This is a genomic window from Curtobacterium sp. HSID17257, from assembly GCF_003989515.1.
Lineage (GTDB): Bacteria > Actinomycetota > Actinomycetes > Actinomycetales > Microbacteriaceae > Curtobacterium.
Genome location: NZ_RBLU01000017.1, coordinates 16,294 through 34,956 on the forward strand (window position 1 = coordinate 16,294; position 18,663 = coordinate 34,956).

At 71.2% G+C, this 18,663-nt stretch carries 16 protein-coding genes; 13 read left to right on the forward strand and 3 right to left on the reverse strand.

Features of this window, described 5'->3' with window-relative positions; genetic code table 11:
- The first annotated feature begins 6 nt into the window (after positions 1–6).
- The gene (locus D8M35_RS04865; RefSeq protein ID WP_126890865.1) at positions 7–1,065 is read left to right on the forward strand and encodes a 4-hydroxy-3-methylbut-2-enyl diphosphate reductase; all 1,059 of its coding nucleotides are present in this window, start codon (positions 7–9) and stop codon (positions 1,063–1,065) included.
- A complete protein-coding gene (locus D8M35_RS04870; protein WP_126890832.1) occupies positions 1,062–1,808 on the forward strand; it encodes a DUF6264 family protein in 747 nt (248 codons plus the stop codon). Before D8M35_RS04865 ends, D8M35_RS04870 begins: the two co-directional genes overlap by 4 nt.
- A 24-nt stretch (positions 1,809–1,832) precedes the next feature.
- Here the strand turns inward: D8M35_RS04870 and D8M35_RS04875 are convergent, their stop codons facing one another.
- Both D8M35_RS04875 and fbaA read right to left on the reverse strand, forming a co-directional pair.
- Positions 1,833–3,092, reverse strand: a complete 1,260-nt coding sequence (locus D8M35_RS04875) for a M18 family aminopeptidase (RefSeq protein ID WP_126890833.1) — start codon at positions 3,090–3,092, stop codon at positions 1,833–1,835.
- A 105-nt stretch (positions 3,093–3,197) separates the two neighbouring features.
- Positions 3,198–4,226 carry a class II fructose-bisphosphate aldolase gene (fbaA, locus tag D8M35_RS04880; RefSeq protein WP_126890834.1) on the reverse strand — a complete coding sequence of 343 codons (1,029 nt, stop codon included), beginning with the start codon at positions 4,224–4,226 and terminating at the stop codon, positions 3,198–3,200.
- A 156-nt stretch (positions 4,227–4,382) separates the two neighbouring features.
- Between fbaA and glpX the strand changes: the two genes are divergently transcribed.
- Complete coding sequence (gene glpX / locus D8M35_RS04885; protein ID WP_126890835.1) at positions 4,383–5,372, forward strand: class II fructose-bisphosphatase; 990 nt, start codon at positions 4,383–4,385, stop codon at positions 5,370–5,372.
- 129 nt (positions 5,373–5,501) lie between these two features.
- Here the strand turns inward: glpX and rmuC are convergent, their stop codons facing one another.
- Positions 5,502–6,764, reverse strand: coding sequence for a DNA recombination protein RmuC (gene rmuC, locus D8M35_RS04890; protein WP_126890836.1), 1,263 nt, complete (start codon positions 6,762–6,764; stop codon positions 5,502–5,504).
- A gap of 155 nt (positions 6,765–6,919) precedes the next feature.
- Here rmuC and iolC point away from each other — a divergent pair, with 155 nt between their 5' ends.
- From iolC to D8M35_RS04940, 10 genes are read left to right on the forward strand one after another with little or no spacing between them, the layout of a single operon-like run.
- Positions 6,920–7,933, forward strand: coding sequence for a 5-dehydro-2-deoxygluconokinase (iolC, locus tag D8M35_RS04895; protein ID WP_126890837.1), 1,014 nt, complete (start codon positions 6,920–6,922; stop codon positions 7,931–7,933).
- Entirely contained in the window at positions 7,926–8,915 is a 990-nt protein-coding gene (locus tag D8M35_RS04900) for a class I fructose-bisphosphate aldolase (protein ID WP_126890838.1), read from the forward strand. Before iolC ends, D8M35_RS04900 begins: the two co-directional genes overlap by 8 nt.
- On the forward strand, positions 8,912–10,447 hold the full coding sequence (locus tag D8M35_RS04905) for a CoA-acylating methylmalonate-semialdehyde dehydrogenase (RefSeq protein WP_126890839.1): 1,536 nt from the start codon (positions 8,912–8,914) through the stop codon (positions 10,445–10,447). Before D8M35_RS04900 ends, D8M35_RS04905 begins: the two co-directional genes overlap by 4 nt.
- An 8-nt stretch (positions 10,448–10,455) precedes the next feature.
- The gene (gene iolB, locus D8M35_RS04910) at positions 10,456–11,379 is read left to right on the forward strand and encodes a 5-deoxy-glucuronate isomerase (protein WP_126890840.1); all 924 of its coding nucleotides are present in this window, start codon (positions 10,456–10,458) and stop codon (positions 11,377–11,379) included.
- Positions 11,376–13,301, forward strand: coding sequence for a 3D-(3,5/4)-trihydroxycyclohexane-1,2-dione acylhydrolase (decyclizing) (gene iolD / locus D8M35_RS04915; RefSeq protein WP_126890841.1), 1,926 nt, complete (start codon positions 11,376–11,378; stop codon positions 13,299–13,301). The genes iolB and iolD overlap by 4 nt, the downstream gene beginning before the upstream one ends.
- A 39-nt stretch (positions 13,302–13,340) precedes the next feature.
- The gene (locus D8M35_RS04920) at positions 13,341–14,294 is read left to right on the forward strand and encodes a sugar phosphate isomerase/epimerase (RefSeq protein ID WP_126890842.1); all 954 of its coding nucleotides are present in this window, start codon (positions 13,341–13,343) and stop codon (positions 14,292–14,294) included.
- A gap of 43 nt (positions 14,295–14,337) precedes the next feature.
- A complete protein-coding gene (locus D8M35_RS04925; protein WP_126890843.1) occupies positions 14,338–15,396 on the forward strand; it encodes a Gfo/Idh/MocA family protein in 1,059 nt (352 codons plus the stop codon).
- On the forward strand, positions 15,396–16,265 hold the full coding sequence (locus D8M35_RS04930) for a sugar phosphate isomerase/epimerase family protein (protein WP_126890844.1): 870 nt from the start codon (positions 15,396–15,398) through the stop codon (positions 16,263–16,265). Before D8M35_RS04925 ends, D8M35_RS04930 begins: the two co-directional genes overlap by 1 nt.
- On the forward strand, positions 16,262–17,374 hold the full coding sequence (locus tag D8M35_RS04935) for a transaldolase family protein (RefSeq protein ID WP_126890845.1): 1,113 nt from the start codon (positions 16,262–16,264) through the stop codon (positions 17,372–17,374). The genes D8M35_RS04930 and D8M35_RS04935 overlap by 4 nt, the downstream gene beginning before the upstream one ends.
- Before the next feature lie 5 nt (positions 17,375–17,379).
- A complete protein-coding gene (locus D8M35_RS04940; RefSeq protein WP_126890846.1) occupies positions 17,380–18,573 on the forward strand; it encodes a Gfo/Idh/MocA family protein in 1,194 nt (397 codons plus the stop codon).
- Positions 18,574–18,663 lie beyond the last annotated feature (90 nt).

The following is an 18,663-nucleotide window of genomic DNA, read 5'->3' on the forward strand; positions in this document are numbered from 1 at the left end:
GTGACGATCACCAACGGCCGCACGGTCCCGCTCACCCCGCCCCGGGTGCACGCAGCGCGCGGCCGACTGCGGGACGAGCCGGTCGCCGGCACGAAGAAGGTCCTGCTCGCCGCCCCCCGCGGGTACTGCGCGGGCGTCGACCGCGCCGTGGTCGCCGTCGAGAAGGCGCTCGAGCAGTACGGCGAGCCGGTCTACGTGCGGAAGCAGATCGTCCACAACGTCCACGTCGTCTCCACGCTCGAGCAGCGCGGCGCGGTGTTCGTCGACGACGTCGCCGAGGTCCCGCGCGGCGCGCACGTCGTCTTCAGCGCGCACGGCGTCTCACCCGCCGTCGTGGCCGGTGCCGCGGAGCGTGACCTGCACGCCATCGACGCGACCTGCCCCCTCGTGACCAAGGTCCACCGCGAGGCCACCCGCTTCGCGAAGGCGGACCGCACGATCGTCCTCATCGGTCACGCCGGGCACGAGGAGGTCGAGGGCACCATGGGGCACGCCCCGGAGCGGACCATCCTGGTGAACGGCCCCGCGGACGTCGCCGCGCTCGAGGTCCCCGACCCCGACAACCTCGTCTGGCTCTCGCAGACCACGCTGAGCGTCGACGAGACGATGGAGACGGTCCGGCTGCTCCGCGAGCGGTTCCCGTCGATCGAGAACCCCCCGTCGGACGACATCTGCTACGCCACGCAGAACCGCCAGGTCGCGGTGAAGAAGGTCGCCCCCGCGGCGGACCTCGTCATCGTGGTCGGCTCGGCGAACTCGTCGAACAGCGTGCGGCTCGTCGACGTCGCCCTCGAGTACGGCGCGGCCGCCGCGCACCGCGTCGACTACGCCGAGGAGATCCGTCAGGACTGGCTCGACGGTGTCCGCACGGTTGGCGTCACCAGCGGCGCCTCGGTCCCCGAGGAGCTCGTCACCGAGGTGCTCGAGCAGCTCGCGGACGCCGGCTACGGCACCGTGGAAGAGGTCGTCACCGCCCACGAGGACCTCATGTTCTCGCTCCCCAAGGAGCTCCGCACGGACGCCTCGGGCAACCCCACCCGCGCCCTCGGCGGGCGTCGCTCGTGAGCGGCGACTGGTCGTCGGCACCGGCCCGCGAGCCGGTCCACGTCGACGAGACCGCGCTCGGCCGGGAGGCCCGCCCCACGTCCGCCGCACCGGCAGCCGGTCGGCGGGACGGCCGGGTCCACGGCACGCCGGCACCCGAGTACGGCGAGTACGCACCGGACGGCTGGGTCAACCCGGTCCTGGTCGAGCAGGAACGGCTCGAACGGCAACGCCGCGAGGCCGAGGAGCGCGACCGCGCAGCCGCGGGGACGCCGGCCGGCCGGGGTACAGCCGGGCAGGACCGTCCGACGGGCGCCCGCAGCAACCGTGGAGCCGCTCCGTCCCGGGGCCCGGCGACCGGGCGGGAACGGCCGACGGCGCTGTCGAGCCGCTTCGGCGCGTCGCAGTTCGACTTCGTGGTGAGCGTCGCCCTGCTCGCGTTCGGTCTGCTCTCGGTCGTGCAGGCGCTCGCCGTGAGTGACGTCGCCTCCGCCGTGCGCAGGGCGTTCGAACAGCAGGGCCTGCAGCTCTCCGACCCCGCGGCACTGTCGACCGCCGCGGTCGTCGGAGCCATCGCCAACGTCGTCGTGTTCGCCCTCGTCGCGTGGTGGTCCCTGCGTCGACTGGCTGCCCGACGGTGGACGTTCTGGGTCCCGCTGCTCGGCGGGGCCGTGGCGTCGCTGATCAGCCTGGTCGCGTTCGCCGTGGTGATGTTCCAGGACCCGGGCTTCGTGCAGGTGCTGATGCAGCAGTCGGGCGCCTGACCCGCAGGCGCCCGACCGGGTCCGTCAGCCGGCCAGGAAGGCGGCGACCGCTCCGTGCAGTGCTGCGAGGTCGTCGACGTGCACGAGCTCGCGCACCGAGTGCATCGACAGCAGACCGACGCCGATGTCGATCGTCGGGATGCCCAGTCGTGTCGCCGCGATCGGGCCGATCGTCGAGCCGCCGGGGATCGTGTTCACGTTGACGAACGGCTGCCAGGACACCCCGGCGGCGTCGCACGCGGCAGCCCAGACCGCCTCGCCCTTCGCCTCGGTCATGTAGCGCTGGTTCGCACTGATCTTCAGGAGCGGCCCGCCTCCCGGACGCGGGCGGTTGGTCGGGTCGTGCTTCTCGGGCTGGTTCGGGTGCACGAGGTGCCCGGCGTCGCTCGACAGCAGCCACGAGGCTCGGAACGCCCGAGCAGCCTCGGACCGGGTGGCCCCGAGTCCCTCCTGCACGCGGCCGAGGACGTCCTCGAGGAACGGTCCGCCGGCACCCGACGGGGTCGACGAGCCGATCTCCTCGTGGTCGAACGCCGCGAACACCGGGACGTGGTCGCCGTCGGCCGGTGCGTCGACGATCCCGCGGAGCCCGGCGTGCACGCTCGTCAGGTTGTCCATCCGGCCGGACGCCAGGAACTCCCGGTCGATGCCGATCCGTGCCGGGGCCTGCGTGTCCGCGAGGAAGAGGTCCCACGACACCGCGTCGTCCCCGAGCCGTCCGCGCAGCCACGCGAGCACGTCGGTGCCGCCCGTGGTGCCGTCCGTGCCGACGACCGGCAGGGTGTGGCGCTGTCGGTCGATCTCCTTGCCGTCGTTCACCCCGCGGTCGAGGTGGATCGCGAGGTTCGGGATCCGGGCCACCGCGTCGGTCGAGACGAGGCGGACCGAGCCGTCGGCGTCGACCACACGTCCGGCGATGCGGAGGTCGCGGTCGAACCAGGTCGACAGGAGCGCGCCGCCGTAGACCTCGACGTTGAGCTGCTCCCACCCGCCCACGCGCACGGCCGGGTTCGGCTTGATGCGGAAGCCGGGGGAGTCGGTGTGTGCACCGAGGATCCGGAAGGGGGTGGTGGGCGTCGCCGACTCCGGCAGACGCCAGGCGATGACCGCGCCGTCACGGACGACGACGTAGGCGCCCGCCTCGGTCGGCCAGGCGTCGAGCTCCGACAGCTCGCTGAACCCAGCTGCGACGAGCTGGTCCCGCGCGACCGCGGCCGCGTGGAACGCGGTGGGGGACTCGGTGACGTACTGGGCGAACGAGGAGGCGATGGCGTCGGTGGTCACCGGTCCATCGTGTCACGGGCGGTGGAGGCGACCGGACGCGGAACGGGGCGCGTCCGTCGGACGCGCCCAGCTCCTCCCGGCCGGTGACCCCGGGGTGCGGTCGGATCAGCCCTTGCTGTTGCCGGCCGAGCCGAGGACCTTCGCGGCCTCGACGACGCGGGCCGCCATGGCGGTCTCGGCGACCTTGCCCCACGCGCGCGGGTCGTACTGCTTCTTGTTGCCGACCTCGCCGTCGATCTTCAGCACGCCCTCGTAGCCCCGGAACATCGAGTCGGCGATCGAGCGCGTGAACGCGTACTGCGTGTCCGTGTCGATGTTCATCTTGATGACGCCGTTGCGGACCGCCTCGTGGATCTCGTCGTCGGTCGAGCCGGAGCCGCCGTGGAACACGAGGTCGAGCGGGTTCTCGCCGGTGCCGTGCTTCTGCGCCACCGAGGCCTGGATCTCGCCGAGGAGCTCCGGGCGCAGCTTCACGTTGCCCGGCTTGTAGACGCCGTGCACGTTGCCGAACGTGAGGGCGGCGATCCAGCGGCCCCGATCGCCCAGCCCGAGCGCATCGACGACCTTCTCGACGTCGTTCGGGGTCGTGTACAGCGCGTCGTTGGTGCCCTCGTGCTGGACGCCGTCCTCTTCGCCGCCGACGACGCCGATCTCGACCTCGAGGATCGCGTTGATGTTGCGCGTCTTCTCGATCATCGTCCGGGCGATCTCGATGTTCTCGTCGAGCGGCACGGCCGAGCCGTCCCACATGTGCGACTGGAAGATCGGGTTGCGGCCCTGACGGACCTCCTCCTCGCTCGCGGCGATGAGGGGCATGACGAAGCCGTCGAGGGCGTCCTTCGGGCAGTGGTCGGTGTGCAGCGCGACGGTGACGTCGTAGTTCTTCGCGACCTCGTGCGCGAAGCGCGCCATCGCGAGGGCGCCGGCGGCACGGTTCTTCACCGTGTGCCCGGCGAAGTAGTCGGCACCACCGGTGGTGACCTGGAGGATGCCGTCCGAGCCCGCCTCCTGCAGGCCCTGGAGGACCGCGTTGATCGTCTGGGAGGAGGACACGTTCACCGCGGGGTAGGCGAACTTGCCGGCCTTCGCTCGTTCGAGCATCTCGGCGTACTGTTCCGGCGTTGCGATGGGCACTGCGATCTCCTTCGACTGGTGGTTCCCCGCCGAGCCTAGTCAGCGGCACTGGAGGCGCGGTGGTCGTTACGCCGGTACCTTCCGGTCGTCGTGCACATGCGTTCACGACGCCCGCTGCTGCGGCCCCGGCTGGTCGCCGGTCGGTAGGCTCTGGTCGTGACTCCCACGACTGAGACCGGCTCCCTGTTCCTCCAGCCCGACCGCAACCTGGCGCTCGAGCTCGTGCGTGCGACGGAGGCCGCCGCCATCCGTGCGCAGCCGTGGGTCGGCCGGGGGGAGAAGAACCTCGCGGACGGTGCGGCCGTCGACGCGATGCGGAAGTTCCTCGGCACGGTGAACTTCGACGGCGTGGTCGTCATCGGCGAGGGCGAGAAGGACGACGCCCCGATGCTCTTCAACGGCGAGCACGTCGGCAACGGCCACGGCCCGGCCTGCGACATCGCGGTCGACCCGATCGACGGCACCTCGCTCACCGCCGCCGGCCGGCAGAACGCCATCTCCGTGATGGCCGTGTCGGACCGCGGGTCGATGTACGACCCGTCGGCCGTGTTCTACATGGACAAGATCGCCGCGGGTCCCGAGGGTCGTGGGATCCTCGACCTCGAGAAGCCGATCGGTGAGAACATCCGCGCGCTCGCGAAGGCGAAGCACAAGGACATCGAGGACATGCAGATCGCCGTCCTCGACCGCCCGCGCCACGACGAGCTCATCCGCGCGATCCGCGCCACGGGTGCCGGCACCCGGCTGCTGCTCGACGGCGACGTCGCCGGCGGCATCTCGGCTGCGCTGCCCGGCTCGAAGATCGACATGTGCGTCGGTGTCGGCGGTACCCCGGAGGGCATCATCACCGCGTGCGCGATCAAGGCGCTCGGTGGTGTGATCCTCGGCAAGCTCCAGCCGAAGGACGACGAGGAGCGCCAGAAGGCCCTCGACGCCGGGCACGACCTGGACAAGGTCCTCGACCAGGACGACCTGGTGACGGGCGACAACACGTTCTTCGTCGCGACGGGTGTCACCGACGGTGTGCTCGTGGACGGCGTCCGTCGTTCGCGTGGTGTCATCCACACGGACTCGCTCGTGCTGCGCTCGCGCTCGAACACGATCCGCCGCATCCAGGCCGACCACCGCGCCGAGAAGTGGTTCTGATCCGCCCGGTGCGCTGACCTCCTCCGGGACGCCTGACCGCTCGCACAACGAGAAGCACCCCGCACCACGGGATCACGTGGTTCGGGGTGCTTCTCGTTGTGCGGGGGCGGCTCGCGCGGGCGGCCGCGCTCAGTCCTCGTCGAGGGCGCCGACGAGCTCGGGCGCCGTGAGCAACCGCGGTTCGTCGTCGATCGTCGCCGGGTCGGCGAGCACCTTGGACTCGTCGAGCAGCGACAGACGCCGGGCGCTCGGCAGCACCTGACGCTCGAGCGACCCCACGAAGCGGTTGTAGTCGACGACGGACCCCCGGATCGCGCGGCCGAGCTTGTCGACGTGCCCGCCCAGGGTCGCGAGCCGTCCGTACAGCTCGCGCGACACCCGGAAGAGCTCCCGGGCCTCGGCGGTCACGACGTCCTGCTGCCACGAGAACGCCACCGTCTTGAGCACCGACCAGAGCGTGACCGGTGACGCCAGCGCGATCCGCTTGCGGAAGGCGTGGTCGAGCAGCCCGGGGTCGGCGGCGAGCGCGCTCGAGATCAGCGACTCGGACGGGATGAACGCGATCGTCAGCTCGGGCGACGCGTCGTAGCCCGTCCAGTACTCCCGGGCGGCCAGGGCGTCCACGTGCGCCCGCAGTGCCTTGACGTGCTGCGCCACGAGCTGGTCGCGCCGAGCGCCTTCGGCCCCGGTCGCGCTCGCCGGGATCTCCGCTGCCTGCAGGTACGCGCTGAAGGGGACCTTCGCGTCGACGGCGATCGTCTTGCCCCCGGGCAGGTGCACGACCATGTCCGGTCGGGCGGTGCCCGCGGCGGTCGTGACCTCGGACTGCACGTCGAAGTCGACCCGTTCGAGCAGCCCGGCGGCCTCGACCACGTTCCGCAGCTGCGTCTCGCCCCAGACGCCGCGGGTGCTGTTCGACGACAGGGCGCTCGCGAGCGTGTCCGCCGTGGCGCGGAGCCGTTCCTCGGACTCGGCGGCAGACCGCAGCTGGGCGGACAGGGCGCCGTACTGCTCGGACCGCGACTGCTCGAGCTCGGCGATCTTCGCCCGCATCTGGTCCAGCGTCTGCGCGACGGGGCTGAGCGCCGACAGCACCTTCGACTCGCCCTGGTTCCGTGCCGCGTCGGCGCCGTGCATGCGCTGCACGAGGTGCTCGAGCTCGGCCGCTCGGCGCTCGAGGGAGTCGACCTGGCGGCGGTACTGCGCGTCCTGCGCGTCGAGGCGTTCCTCGGCGTCGGCGCGTACCGAGTCGAGCTGCGCACGCAGCACGTCGGCCGTCGCGCGGGCCGCGGCGGCGTCGACGCCGGCGCGCGAGCGGGCGAGCGACCACGCGACGACGGCACCGACGGCGGCACCGAGGACGAGGCCGATGACCAGGGCGAGGATCTGCATGACGCAACCGTGGCAGTGCCCACCGACACCGCGCCTCCAGGCCGGATGCACGCCTGTCGCAGGAACGGGCGCATCCATGTACTGACATTAGGGCAAAGTCCGTGTACAGTCGTGATCGTCCGCCGATGAAGCCGCACGGAAGGTCCTCGCGTCGCATGACCAACGAAGCCCCCCACGTCCACGACGTGATCACGATGGGACGCGTCAGCGTCGACGTCTACCCGCAGCAGACCGGACCGCTCGAGGACGTCACGACCTTCTCGAAGTCCGTCGGTGGCAGCGCGACCAACGTCGCCATCGCCGCCGCTCGGCACGGCGCCGACGCGGCGGTCGTCACCCGCACCGGCGACGACCCCTTCGGTCGGTACATCGCCCGCACGCTGCCGGAGTTCGGCGTCGCGAACGACTTCGTCGAGACCGTCGAGGGCTTGAACACCCCCGTCGCCTTCTGCGAGATCTTCCCGCCGGACGACTTCCCGCTGTACTTCTACCGGGCGCCCAAGGCCCCGGACCTGATGATCACGACGAAGTCCCTGCCGCTCCACGCCATCGAACGGACCCGGGTGTTCTGGACGACCGTGACGGGACTCAGCGAGGAGCCGAGCCGCAGCGCGCACCACGCGGCCTACGCGGCACGGAGCGCGGCACTGCAGGCGCAGGGCACCACCGGGCTCCACACCGTGCTCGACCTCGACTACCGGGCGGTGTTCTGGTCGACCCCGGCCGCCGCGACCCGTGAGGTCGGCGTCGCCCTCGAGCACGCCACCGTCGCCGTCGGCAACCGCGAGGAGTGCGAGGTCGCCGTGGGGGAGACCGACCCCGTGCGCGCCGCCGACGCGCTGCTCGAGCGCGGCGTCGAGGTCGCGATCGTGAAGCAGGGGCCGAAGGGTGTGCTGGCGAAGACCCGAGACGAGACCGTCGAGTACCGGCCGCACACCATCGACGTCGTCAACGGGCTCGGTTCCGGCGACGGGTTCGGCGGCGCACTCGTGCACGGCCTGCTGCAGGGCTGGAGCCTCGACCGCACCCTCGCGTTCGCGAACGCGGCCGGCGCCATCGTCGCCACCCGCTTCGAGTGCTCGACCGCGATGCCGACGAGCGACGAGATCGAGGAGTTCCTGCGCACGAACCCGGCGCAGGCGACCACGAAGGAGGGCATCGATGCCTGAGATCAGCCCCGCCGACTTCGCCCGGCTGCGCGACCTGCGCGCCGGGTCCCCGGAACGGGTCGCGGAGGTCCTGCGGACCCGCACCCGTCGTCCGCTGCTCGCCGACGACGGCAAGCTCTTCATCGTCGCAGCCGACCACCCCGCCCGTGGTGCGCTCGCCGTCCGCGACGACGCGTCGGCGATGGCCGACCGCTACGACCTGCTCGAACGTCTCGTCGTGGCACTCGGCCGACCGGGCGTCGACGGGGTCCTCGGCACTCCGGACGTCCTCGAAGACCTGGCCCTCCTGGGGGCGCTGGACGGCAAGGTCGTCGTCGGCTCGATGAACCGCGGCGGCCTGCGCGGCGCCTCGTTCGAGCTCGACGACCGCTACACCGCGTACTCGGCACGGGCCATCAAGGACGCCGGGCTCGACTTCGCGAAGCTGCTCGTCCGCGTCGCGCTCGACGACGCCGGCACCGCCCCGACGCTCGAGGCGACGGCGCGGGCGGTCAGCGAAGCCGTCGCGCTGCAGCTGCCGATCATGCTCGAGCCGTTCATGTCCTCGTGGCGCGACGGTCGCGTCGTCAACGACCTGAGCGCCGACGCCGTGATCACCTCGATGGCGATCGCAGCCGGGCTGGGGGAGTCGAGCGCCTACAGCTGGTTGAAGATCCCGGTCGTCGACGACATGGCCCGCGTCATGGCCGCGACCACCCTGCCGACGCTGCTGCTCGGCGGCGACCCGTCGGGCAGCCCCGACGAGACCTACGCCACGTGGGCCGACGCGCTCGCCCTGCCGGGCGTCCGCGGACTCGTCGTCGGCCGGACCCTGCTCTACCCGCAGGACGGTGACGTCGCCACCGCGGTCGACGTCGCGTCCTCACTCGTCCACAGCCGGGAGGCACGGAACGAGTTCTCCACACCGGCTCGCGGTCACGCCGACTCGCCTGCCTCGTCCACCACCCTGGACACGTCCGTCCCGGAAGGAAGCCACGCATGACCACCAGCACGCAGACCAGTACCGACGCCAGCACCGAGACCACGACGGTGGGGCACTGGATCGACGGCGAGCACGTGACGTCGACCTCCGGCCGGACGGCTCCGGTCTACGACCCGGCGCTGGGCGTCGCCACGAAGCAGGTCGCCCTGGCCGACGAGTCCGAGATCCAGCGGGCGATCGCGAGCGCCAAGGCGGCGTTCCCGGCGTGGGCGAACCTGTCGCTCGCGAAGCGGCAGCAGATCCTCTTCGCGTTCCGCGAGGTCCTGAACCGCGACAAGGCCGAGCTCGCCGAGATCATCACGAGCGAGCACGGCAAGGTCATCGACGACGCCCTGGGCGAGATCGCCCGCGGGCAGGAGGTCGTGGAGCTCGCGACGAACATCCCGTCGCTGATGAAGGGCGAGTTCTCCGACCAGGTCTCGACCGGCATCGACGTCTACTCGATCCGCCAGCCGCTCGGCGTCGTCGGCATCATCTCGCCCTTCAACTTCCCGGCGATGGTGCCGCTGTGGTTCCTGCCGATCGCGATCGCCGCCGGCAACACCGTCGTGCTCAAGCCCAGCGAGAAGGACCCGTCCGCCGCGATCTGGCTCGCGCGGAAGTTCCAGGAGGCCGGGCTGCCCGACGGCGTCCTCACGGTGCTCAACGGCGACAAGGAGTCCGTCGACGGCCTCCTGACCAGCCCGGACGTCGAGTCGATCTCGTTCGTCGGCTCGACACCGATCGCGCAGTACGTCTACGAGACGGGCACGAAGCACGGCAAGCGCGTCCAGGCGCTCGGCGGGGCGAAGAACCACATGCTGGTGCTGCCCGACGCCGACCTCGACCTCGTCGCGGACAACGCGATCAACGCGGGCTTCGGTTCGGCCGGCGAACGCTGCATGGCGATCTCCGTCGTCGTCGCGGTCGAGCCGGTCGCCGACGAGCTCGTCGCGAAGATCACGGAGCGCGCCGCGACGCTGCGCATCGGTGACGGACGCCGCGGGTGCGACATGGGCCCGCTCGTCACCCAGCAGCACCGCGACAAGGTCGCCTCGTACATCGAGGTCGCCGAGCAGGACGGTGCGGTGGTCGTGGTGGACGGCCGCACCGTCCGACCCGACGGCGACGAGAACGGCTTCTGGCTCGGCCCGACGCTGATCGACCAGGTGCCGACCTCGAGCCGCGTCTACACCGAGGAGATCTTCGGGCCCGTGCTGTCGGTCGTCCGGGTGCAGTCCTACGACGAGGGCCTCGAGCTGATCAACTCCGGAGCCTTCGGCAACGGCACGGCGATCTTCACGAACGACGGTGGTGCCGCCCGACGGTTCCAGCGCGACGTACAGGTCGGCATGATCGGCATCAACGTCCCGATCCCGGTGCCGGTGGCCTACTACTCGTTCGGCGGGTGGAAGAACTCGCTGTTCGGCGACCACAAGGCGTACGGCGCCGACGGCGTGAGCTTCTTCACCCGCCAGAAGGCGATCACCTCGCGCTGGCTCGACCCGGCCACGCACGGCGGTGTCGACCTCGGCTTCCCGTCGAACGGCTGATCCGCAGCATGGCGAACGAACAGCAGCAGCACGACCGCTGGTTCATCCCGGCGGGCTCCCGCCCCGAGGCGGGCTGGACCGACGTCGTCGACGGCCGCATCGAGGGGTGGACGCACACCGGTCTGCGGACCGGCGCCGTGCAGGACGGGGGTGAACTGCGCCTCCCGGCCGACGCGGTCGAGCGGCTCGTCGTCCCGCTCGCAGGCAGCTTCACCGTCGCGTACGACGACACCGAGCAGGCGCTCGAGGGACGCTCCGACGTCTTCGAGGGGCCGACCGACGTCCTGTACCTCGGGTCCGGTACCGCCGCGACGATCACCGGCTCCGGTCGGGTCGCCGTGGCCGAGGCACCCACCGAGACGGTCAAGCCGAGCGTGTACGTCGCGCGCGACGACGTCCCGGTCGAGCTCCGCGGCGCGGGGCAGTCCAGCCGGCAGGTGCACAACTTCGGCACCCCGGCCGCCCTCGACGCGGTCGGGTTCATCGTCTGCGAGGTGATCACGCCGGCCGGCAACTGGTCGTCGTACCCGCCGCACAAGCACGACACGAACCGTCCGGGCCAGGAGTCGGACCTCGAGGAGATCTACTACTACGAGGCTGCTGTCTCCCGGGACGTCTCGTCGGGGGTGGTCGAGGTGCCGGCCGGCGCCGACCCGTTCGCCCTGCACCGCGCGTACGCCTCGGACGACCGACCCATCGACGAGTTCCGCCAGGTGCGGACCGGCGACATCGCCCTCGTGCCGTACGGCTGGCACGGCCCGGCCGTCGCCGCCCCCGGCTACGACATGTACTACCTCAACGTGATGGCCGGGCCGGACCCGGAACGCGTCTGGAACATCACCGACGACCCGGCCCACGGGTGGGTCCGTCAGACGTGGACCGCGGAGTCGATCGACCCACGCCTGCCCTACGAGAAGGAGCCCTCCCGATGAGCAAGCACACCGGTCCGGAGCAGACCCGCCGGATGACCGTCGGCCAGGCGCTCGTCGAGTTCCTATCGAACCAGTGGACCGTCGACGGCGACGTCCGCGAGCGCACGATCCCGGGCATCTTCGGCATCTTCGGGCACGGCAACGTCGCGGGCCTCGGCCAGGCGATCAAGCAGCTCCACGACGAACAGCCCGGCCTGCTGCCGTACCACCAGGCCCGCAACGAGCAGGCGATGGTGCACGAGGCCGTCGGCTTCGCCCGCATGCACCGCCGCCGTGCGACCTTCGCGTCGACGGCGTCGGTGGGTCCGGGTGCGGCGAACATGCTCACCGCCGCGGCGCTCGCCACGACGAACCGGCTGCCCGCGCTCCTGCTGCCCTCGGACACGTTCGCGACCCGGACGACCGACCCGGTGCTGCAGCAGATCGAGATGCCGCACGACACCTCGCTGCAGGTCACGGACGCGTTCCGTCCGCTCTCGCGGTTCTTCGACCGCGTCGAGCGGCCCGAGCAGCTGTTCTCGATCGCGCTCGCCGCGCTGCGCGTGCTCACGGACCCGGCCGAGACCGGTGCCGTGACGATCGCCCTGCCGGAGGACGTGCAGGCCGAGGCGCTCGACGTACCGGTGTCGTTCCTCCAGCCGCGCGAGTGGCACGTCCGGCGTCCGCTGCCCGAACGCGGACCGCTGGCCCGTGCGGTCGAGGCGATCCGGAGCGCGGAGCGTCCGGTCATCGTGGCCGGTGGTGGCGTCCTGTACTCAGGCGCCGAGGACAGGCTCCGCGCGTTCGTCGAGGCGACGGGGATCCCGGTCGGCACCTCGCAGGCCGGCGGTGGCTCGCTCGTCTGGGACCACCCGCAGTACCTCGGTGGCATCGGAGCGACCGGGACGGCCGCGGCCAACGCGATCGCCGCGCAGGCGGACGTCGTGATCGGCATCGGCACGCGCTACAGCGACTTCACGACCGCCTCGCGGACCGCCTTCCAGAACCCCGACGTCACCTTCGTCAACGTCAACGTTGCGTCGTTCGACGCCTACAAGCACGGCTCGCAGCTGCCACTGATCGCCGACGCCCGGGAGGCGCTGGTCGCCCTCACTGCGGCCCTCACGGCGGAATCGTCGTACGCCGTCGACGCCGGGTACGCCGCCGAGATCGCGTCCCGCAAGCAGGAGTGGGACCGGATGGTCGACGCCGCGTTCGCGCCGTCGGGCAGCGCCCTGCCGGGGCAGCCGGAGATCATCGGCGCGGTGCAGGAGGTCTCCGACCCCCGCGACGTCGTCATCCAGGCCGCGGGCTCGCTGCCGGGCGACCTGCACAAGCTGTGGCGGGTGCGGGACGCGCTCGGCTACCACGTCGAGTACGCGTTCTCGTGCATGGGCTACGAGATCGCCGGCGGCATCGGGGTCCGCCGGGGCGCGCCGGACCGCGACGCGATCGTCATGGTCGGCGACGGGTCGTACCTCATGCTGCACACCGAGCTCGTCACCGCGGTGGCCGAGGGCATCAAGATCATCGTGGTGCTCATCCAGAACCACGGGTACGCGTCGATCGGGCACCTGTCCGAGACGGTGGGCTCCGAGCGGTACGGCACGAAGTACCGGTACCTCGACGAGACCCGGTCGTTCGAGAACGGCGACCCGCTCCCCGTCGACCTCGCCGCGAACGCCCGCTCCTACGGCGTCGACGTCATCGAGGTCCAGCCCGGCCCGGACGCCGTCGAGGACCTCAAGGCCGCGCTGCGTCAGGCGAAGGCGAACGACCACACCACCCTGGTGCACATCAACTCGGACCCGCTCGTCTACGCCCCCGAGGGCAACGGCTGGTGGGACGTACCGGTCGCGCAGACCTCCACGCTCGAGAGCACCCGGAACGCCCGTGCCGAGTACGAACAGCAGGTCGCAACGCAGCGGCCCCTGCTCGGCTGACCCGACCGTCCACCCCACCCAGAAAGCGACAGCGACGTCATGACCGACACCGCAACCCCCGCCGGCGCCCCGTCCACGGACGCGGCACCCGCCTCCATCCGCATCGGTACCGCCCCGGACTCGTGGGGCGTCTGGTTCCCGGACGACCCCGGACAGGCGCCGTGGCAGCGATTCCTCGACGAGGCGTCCGCGGCCGGGTACGAGTGGATCGAGCTCGGTCCCTACGGCTACCTGCCGACCGACCCGTCGCAGCTGTCCGACGAGCTCGAGTCCCGCGGGCTCAAGCTGTCCGCCGGGACCGTCTTCACCGGGTTCCACAAGGGCGACGACCAGTTCCAGCGGGCGTGGGACCAGGCCGTCGCGGTGGCCGGGCTCGCGGCGGCGCTCGGCGCCGAGCACCTCGTGACGATCCCCGACCTCTGGCGCTCGGACGCGACGGAGGAGGTCCTCGAGGCCCGCACGCTGACCGACGAGCAGTGGGAGCGCCTGGGCAAGGGGCACGACCAGCTCGGCAAGGCGCTGCTCGAGGAGTTCGGCGTCCATCAGCAGTTCCACACGCACGCCGACAGCCACGTCGGCACCTACAAGGAAACCGTGCGGTTCCTCGAGGTGACGAACCCGGAGTACACGAACCTCTGCCTCGACACGGGGCACTTCGCGTACTACGGCGGCGACAACCTGAAGCTCATCGCGGCGCACCCGGAGCGGATCGGGTACCTGCACCTCAAGCAGGTGGACACCGACCTGCTGTTCGACGTCCTGAAGAACGACGTGCCGTTCGCCACCGCGGTCGCACAGGGGATCATGACCGAGCCGCCGCACGGCACCCCCGAGCTGGCTCCGATCATCGAGGCCGTCGCACGGATCAACCCGCAGGTCTTCGGCATCGTCGAGCAGGACATGTACGGCTGCTCGGTCGACGCCCCCGGTCCGATCGCCGAGCGCACCTTCCAGCACATCTTCGGTTCCACCTCCGCCGCCCGCGTCTCCTGACGCACCGTCCACGCAGCGTCGTCCACCACCAGGAGAGAACACCATGACCACCAACCAGAACCTGCGCGTCGCCGTCGTCGGCGCGGGCATGATGGGCGCCGACCACGTCCGGCGCATCACCGCGAAGATCTCCAACGCCGACGTCGTCGCCGTCGTCGAGCCGGACGAGGCCCGCGCGCAGGCCGCCGCAGCGCTGGCCCCCGGCGCGATCACCGCGGCGTCCTTCGAGGAGGCCCTCGACGCCACGCAGATCGACGGCGTCATCATCGCGACGCCGGGCTTCCTGCACGAGCCGATCCTCGTGACCGCGCTCGAGCGGGGTCTGACGGTCCTGTGCGAGAAGCCCCTGACGACGAGCGCGGAGGACTCGCTGCGGATCGTCGAGCTCGAGCAGCAGCACGCCGATCGCCCGATGATCCAGGTCGGCTTCATGCGTCGCTTCGACGCCGGGTACCAGGAGCTCAGGGCGCTGCGTGAGTCCGGCGCCCACGGTGCGCTGCTCGCCCTGCACCACGCGCACCGCAACCCGACGACCCCGCCGAACTTCAGCGAGTCGATGCTCATCCACGACTCGGTGATCCACGAGATCGACATCATCCCGTTCCTGACCGGCGAGTCGATCGTCGCGGTCGAGGTGAAGAAGCCGCGGAAGAACTCGCTCGCGCCGGCCGACCTGCCCGAGCCGCAGTTCGTGCTGTTCACGACCGAGTCGGGGACCATGGCGATCGTCGAGATCAACGTCAACGCCCAGTTCGGCTACCAGGTCACGACGGACGCCGTGTTCGAGTCCGGCGTCGCGTACATCGGGCGGGACACCTCGGCGACGGTCGTCGCGGCTGGAGCCACCGGTCAGGGCGTCACGCCGTCCTTCAAGGAGCGTTTCGGCGCCGCCTACGACGAAGAGGTCCAGCGTTGGGTCGACGCCGCCCGCACCGGTGGCATCGACGGTCCGAGTGCCTGGGACGGGTACACCGCGTCGGTCGTGGCCGAGGTCGCCGTCCGGGCGCAGCAGTCCGGTGCGCTCGAGACGGTGGAGTACGCGGTCGCGAAGCCCGCGTTCTACGACACGACCGCCGCCGCGGACGTGCTCGCGGGGGCCTGATGCCGAAGATCGCCCTCGACCCGACGCCGTTCCACCACGACCTGTCCCTGCTCGAGTTCCCGCAGAAGGTCGCCGACCTCGGCTACGAGTACCTCCAGCTGACCCCGCACCAGGACTTCATCCCGTTCTACCGGCACCCCAAGGCCGACGACGACCTCGTCGACGCGTTCGCCGCGGCGTGCTCGGACGCGGGTGTCCAGGTGGCGAGCGTGCTGCCGGTGCTGCGCTGGTCCGGCCCCGACCGTGACGCCCGCGAGGCGGCGGTCACGAAGTGGAAGCGCGTGATCGAGATCACGAAGCGACTGGGCGTCGACACGATCAACACCGAGTTCTCCGGCCGTCCGGAACGGGCGGAGGAGTCCGAGGACGCGTTCTACCGCTCGATGGAGGAACTCCTGCCGATCATCGAGGACGCGGGCCTGCGCGTCCTCATCGACCCGCACCCCGACGACTTCGTCGAGGACGGGCTCGAGGCGCTGCGGGTGATCCGCGGACTGAACTCGAAGCACGTCGGCTTCGTCTACGTCGCCTGCCACACGTTCCACTACGGCGGGAACATGGACGAGATCATCGACGCGGCAGGGGACTCGTTGCAGCTCGTGCACGTCGCCGACGCCTTCGACCACACCCGGTCGCACGGCCTGCGCTACATCTCGAACCCGCCGGGCAACACCGCACGGGTGCACCAGCACCTGCCGGTCGGCCAGGCCGACGTCGACTTCGACGCGTTCTGGGCCGGGCTCGCCCGCATCGGGTTCACCGACCGCGACGACACCGTCGCCGTGTCCAGCGTCTTCGCCGAGGACGAGAACGCGGACGCCGTGTCGCGCTTCCAGCTCGACGCCATCAGGAAGGGACTCGACCGATGACCACGACCCTGCAGACCCCACCCCACGCCGAGGCCGACACCCGCCCCGTCACGCTGCAGGCGGCGACGCAGACGCCGACCGCACTCTGGAACGACTCGGCCGACCCGCGCGAGCTGGCGACCGCCATCCACGAGTACGGGGCCGTCGGGGCGACCTGCAACCCGGTCATCGCGTACACGTGCATCCAGCAGGACCCGGGGACGTGGGAGCCCCGGATCCGGCAGATCGCCGCCGAGCACCCGACCGCAGGGGAGTCCTGGATCGGGTGGAAGGCCGTCGAAGAGCTCTCGATCGCCGCCGCCGCTCAGCTGCTGCCGGCGTTCGAGGTCTCCGGTGGCCGCAACGGCCGGCTCAGCATGCAGACCGACCCACGGTTCCACCGCGACCGCGACGCCCTCGTCGAGCAGGCAGTCCGTTTCTCGCAGCTCGCGCCGAACATCATCGTGAAGATCCCCGCCACGAAGGTCGGCATCGCCGCCATCGAGGAGGCCGCGTACCGCGGTGTCTCGATCAACGCGACGGTGTCCTTCACGGTCCCGCAGGTCGTCGCCGTCGGCGAGGCCATCGAGCGCGCACTCGATCGCCGGGCCGCCGACGGTCTGCCGGAGCAGGAGTTCGGGCACGTCGTCACCCTCATGGCCGGACGGTTCGACGACTGGCTCAAGACCGTCGTCAAGCGCGACCACGTGATGATCGACCCCGGGTACCTGGAGTGGGCGGGCGTCGCCGCGGTGAAGCACGCGTACCGGGTCTTCCGCGAGCGCGGATTCCGGTCGCGGGTGCTCGTCGCCGCCTTCCGCAACGCACTGCAGTGGTCGGAGTTCCAGGGCGGTGACCTCGTCGTCTCGCCCCCGTTCCAGTGGTCGAAGGACATCAACGACAACGCCTGGCCGTTCCGACCGGACGCCATCGACGACGAGGTCCCGGCGCACGTCCTCGACGCCCTCCGCGCAGCCACGCCGGAGTTCGCCCGCGGGTACGACGTCGACGGCATGACGATCGACGAGTTCGACCGGTTCGGCGCGACGGTCACCACGTTGCGGCAGTTCCTGGACGCCGACGCGAAGCTCGACGCCCTGGTGCGCGACATCATCGTCCCGGCGGTCTGACGGCGATGGACACCATCGGCATCGGTCTCGTCTCGGTCGGGTGGATGGGACGACTGCACTCCCGCGCCTACCGCGCCCTGCCCGACCACTTCCCGGAGCTCGGCGTCCGCCCGCGGCTGGTGGTCGCCGCCGACCCCGTGCCCGAGGCCCGCGACCAGGCCGTCGGTCGCCTCGGGTACGAGCGCGCGGTCGCCGACTTCCACGAGGTCCTCGCCGACCCCGCGGTCGACGTCGTCTCGATCTGCTCGCCGAACTTCCTGCACCGGGAGATGGCGGTGGCGGCTGCTGCCGCCGGCAAGCCGTTCTGGATCGAGAAGCCGATGGGTCGGTACGCCAGCGACTCCCGGGCGATCCACGAAGCCGTCGAGCGAGCGGGCCTCGTCACGAGCGTCGGCTTCAACTACCGGCACGCTCCGGCGATCCAGCGCGCCCGCGAGCTCGTCCGGAGCGGTCGCCTCGGTCGCATCACGAACGTGCGCGGGTCGCTCCTCGCCGACTACTCGTCCGACCCGGACGCCCCGCTCACCTGGCGCTTCGAGCGTGAGCGGGCGGGGTCGGGTGTCCTCGGTGACCTGCTGTCCCACGGCCTGGACCTCGCGCAGTACCTCGTGGGCAGGATCACCAGCGTGACGGCGCTCGCCGAGACCTTCATCGACACCCGGCCCAGGCCCGGGACGGGGATCGTGGACCGTTCGGCGGCCGCGACGGGCGAGCACGGCGCCGTCGAGAACGAGGACTACGCTGCCCTCCTGTTCCGCTTCGCGGGCGGCGCGGTCGGCACCATGGACTCGAGCCGCGTGATGCGTGGCCCGCACGCCGAGTACACGCTCGAGGTCTACGGCACGCAGGGCTCGGTCCGGTGGGACTTCCAGCGCCTGAACGAGCTGCAGGTCGCGCTCGACGGGCAGGAGGTCGACGGGTACGTCACGCACCTCGTCGCGCCGGGCGACGGCCACTTCGCGCGCTTCCAGCCCGGTGCCGGCACAGCGATGGGGTACGACGACCTCAAGACGATCGAGGCGGCACAGTTCGTCGCGAGCGTGCTGCGCGGCGAGCAGCTCGCGCCCTCGGTCGCCGATGGATTGGCGGCTGCGTCGATCGTGGAGGCGGCGGAGGCGTCGCTCGCCGACGGCGCGTGGCACGACGTGGCGCGGGTGGACGGACGACTGACGACGGACGCGGCGGCACCGGTGCTGTAGACACGCCTGGAGGTGGACGGGAGGCGCGGTGCAGGCTGGCACCGCGCCTCCCGTCCGTCATGGGGAGACTTCTGGACATGCGCTTGTTAG

Excerpts from the sequence above, each read along its gene's own strand:
- rmuC (WP_126890836.1), bottom strand. The coding sequence starts at position 6,764 with ATGCAGATCCTCGCCCTGGTCATCGGCCTCGTCCTCGGTGCCGCCGTC.
- D8M35_RS04930 (WP_126890844.1), top strand. The coding sequence starts at position 15,396 with ATGCCGAAGATCGCCCTCGACCCGACGCCGTTCCACCACGACCTGTCC.
- D8M35_RS04900 (WP_126890838.1), top strand. The coding sequence starts at position 7,926 with ATGCCTGAGATCAGCCCCGCCGACTTCGCCCGGCTGCGCGACCTGCGC.
- D8M35_RS04940 (WP_126890846.1), top strand. The coding sequence starts at position 17,380 with ATGGACACCATCGGCATCGGTCTCGTCTCGGTCGGGTGGATGGGACGA.
- D8M35_RS04920 (WP_126890842.1), top strand. The coding sequence starts at position 13,341 with ATGACCGACACCGCAACCCCCGCCGGCGCCCCGTCCACGGACGCGGCA.
- D8M35_RS04935 (WP_126890845.1), top strand. The coding sequence starts at position 16,262 with ATGACCACGACCCTGCAGACCCCACCCCACGCCGAGGCCGACACCCGC.
- D8M35_RS04905 (WP_126890839.1), top strand. The coding sequence starts at position 8,912 with ATGACCACCAGCACGCAGACCAGTACCGACGCCAGCACCGAGACCACG.
- D8M35_RS04925 (WP_126890843.1), top strand. The coding sequence starts at position 14,338 with ATGACCACCAACCAGAACCTGCGCGTCGCCGTCGTCGGCGCGGGCATG.
- iolC (WP_126890837.1), top strand. The coding sequence starts at position 6,920 with ATGACCAACGAAGCCCCCCACGTCCACGACGTGATCACGATGGGACGC.
- iolD (WP_126890841.1), top strand. The coding sequence starts at position 11,376 with ATGAGCAAGCACACCGGTCCGGAGCAGACCCGCCGGATGACCGTCGGC.
- iolB (WP_126890840.1), top strand. The coding sequence starts at position 10,456 with ATGGCGAACGAACAGCAGCAGCACGACCGCTGGTTCATCCCGGCGGGC.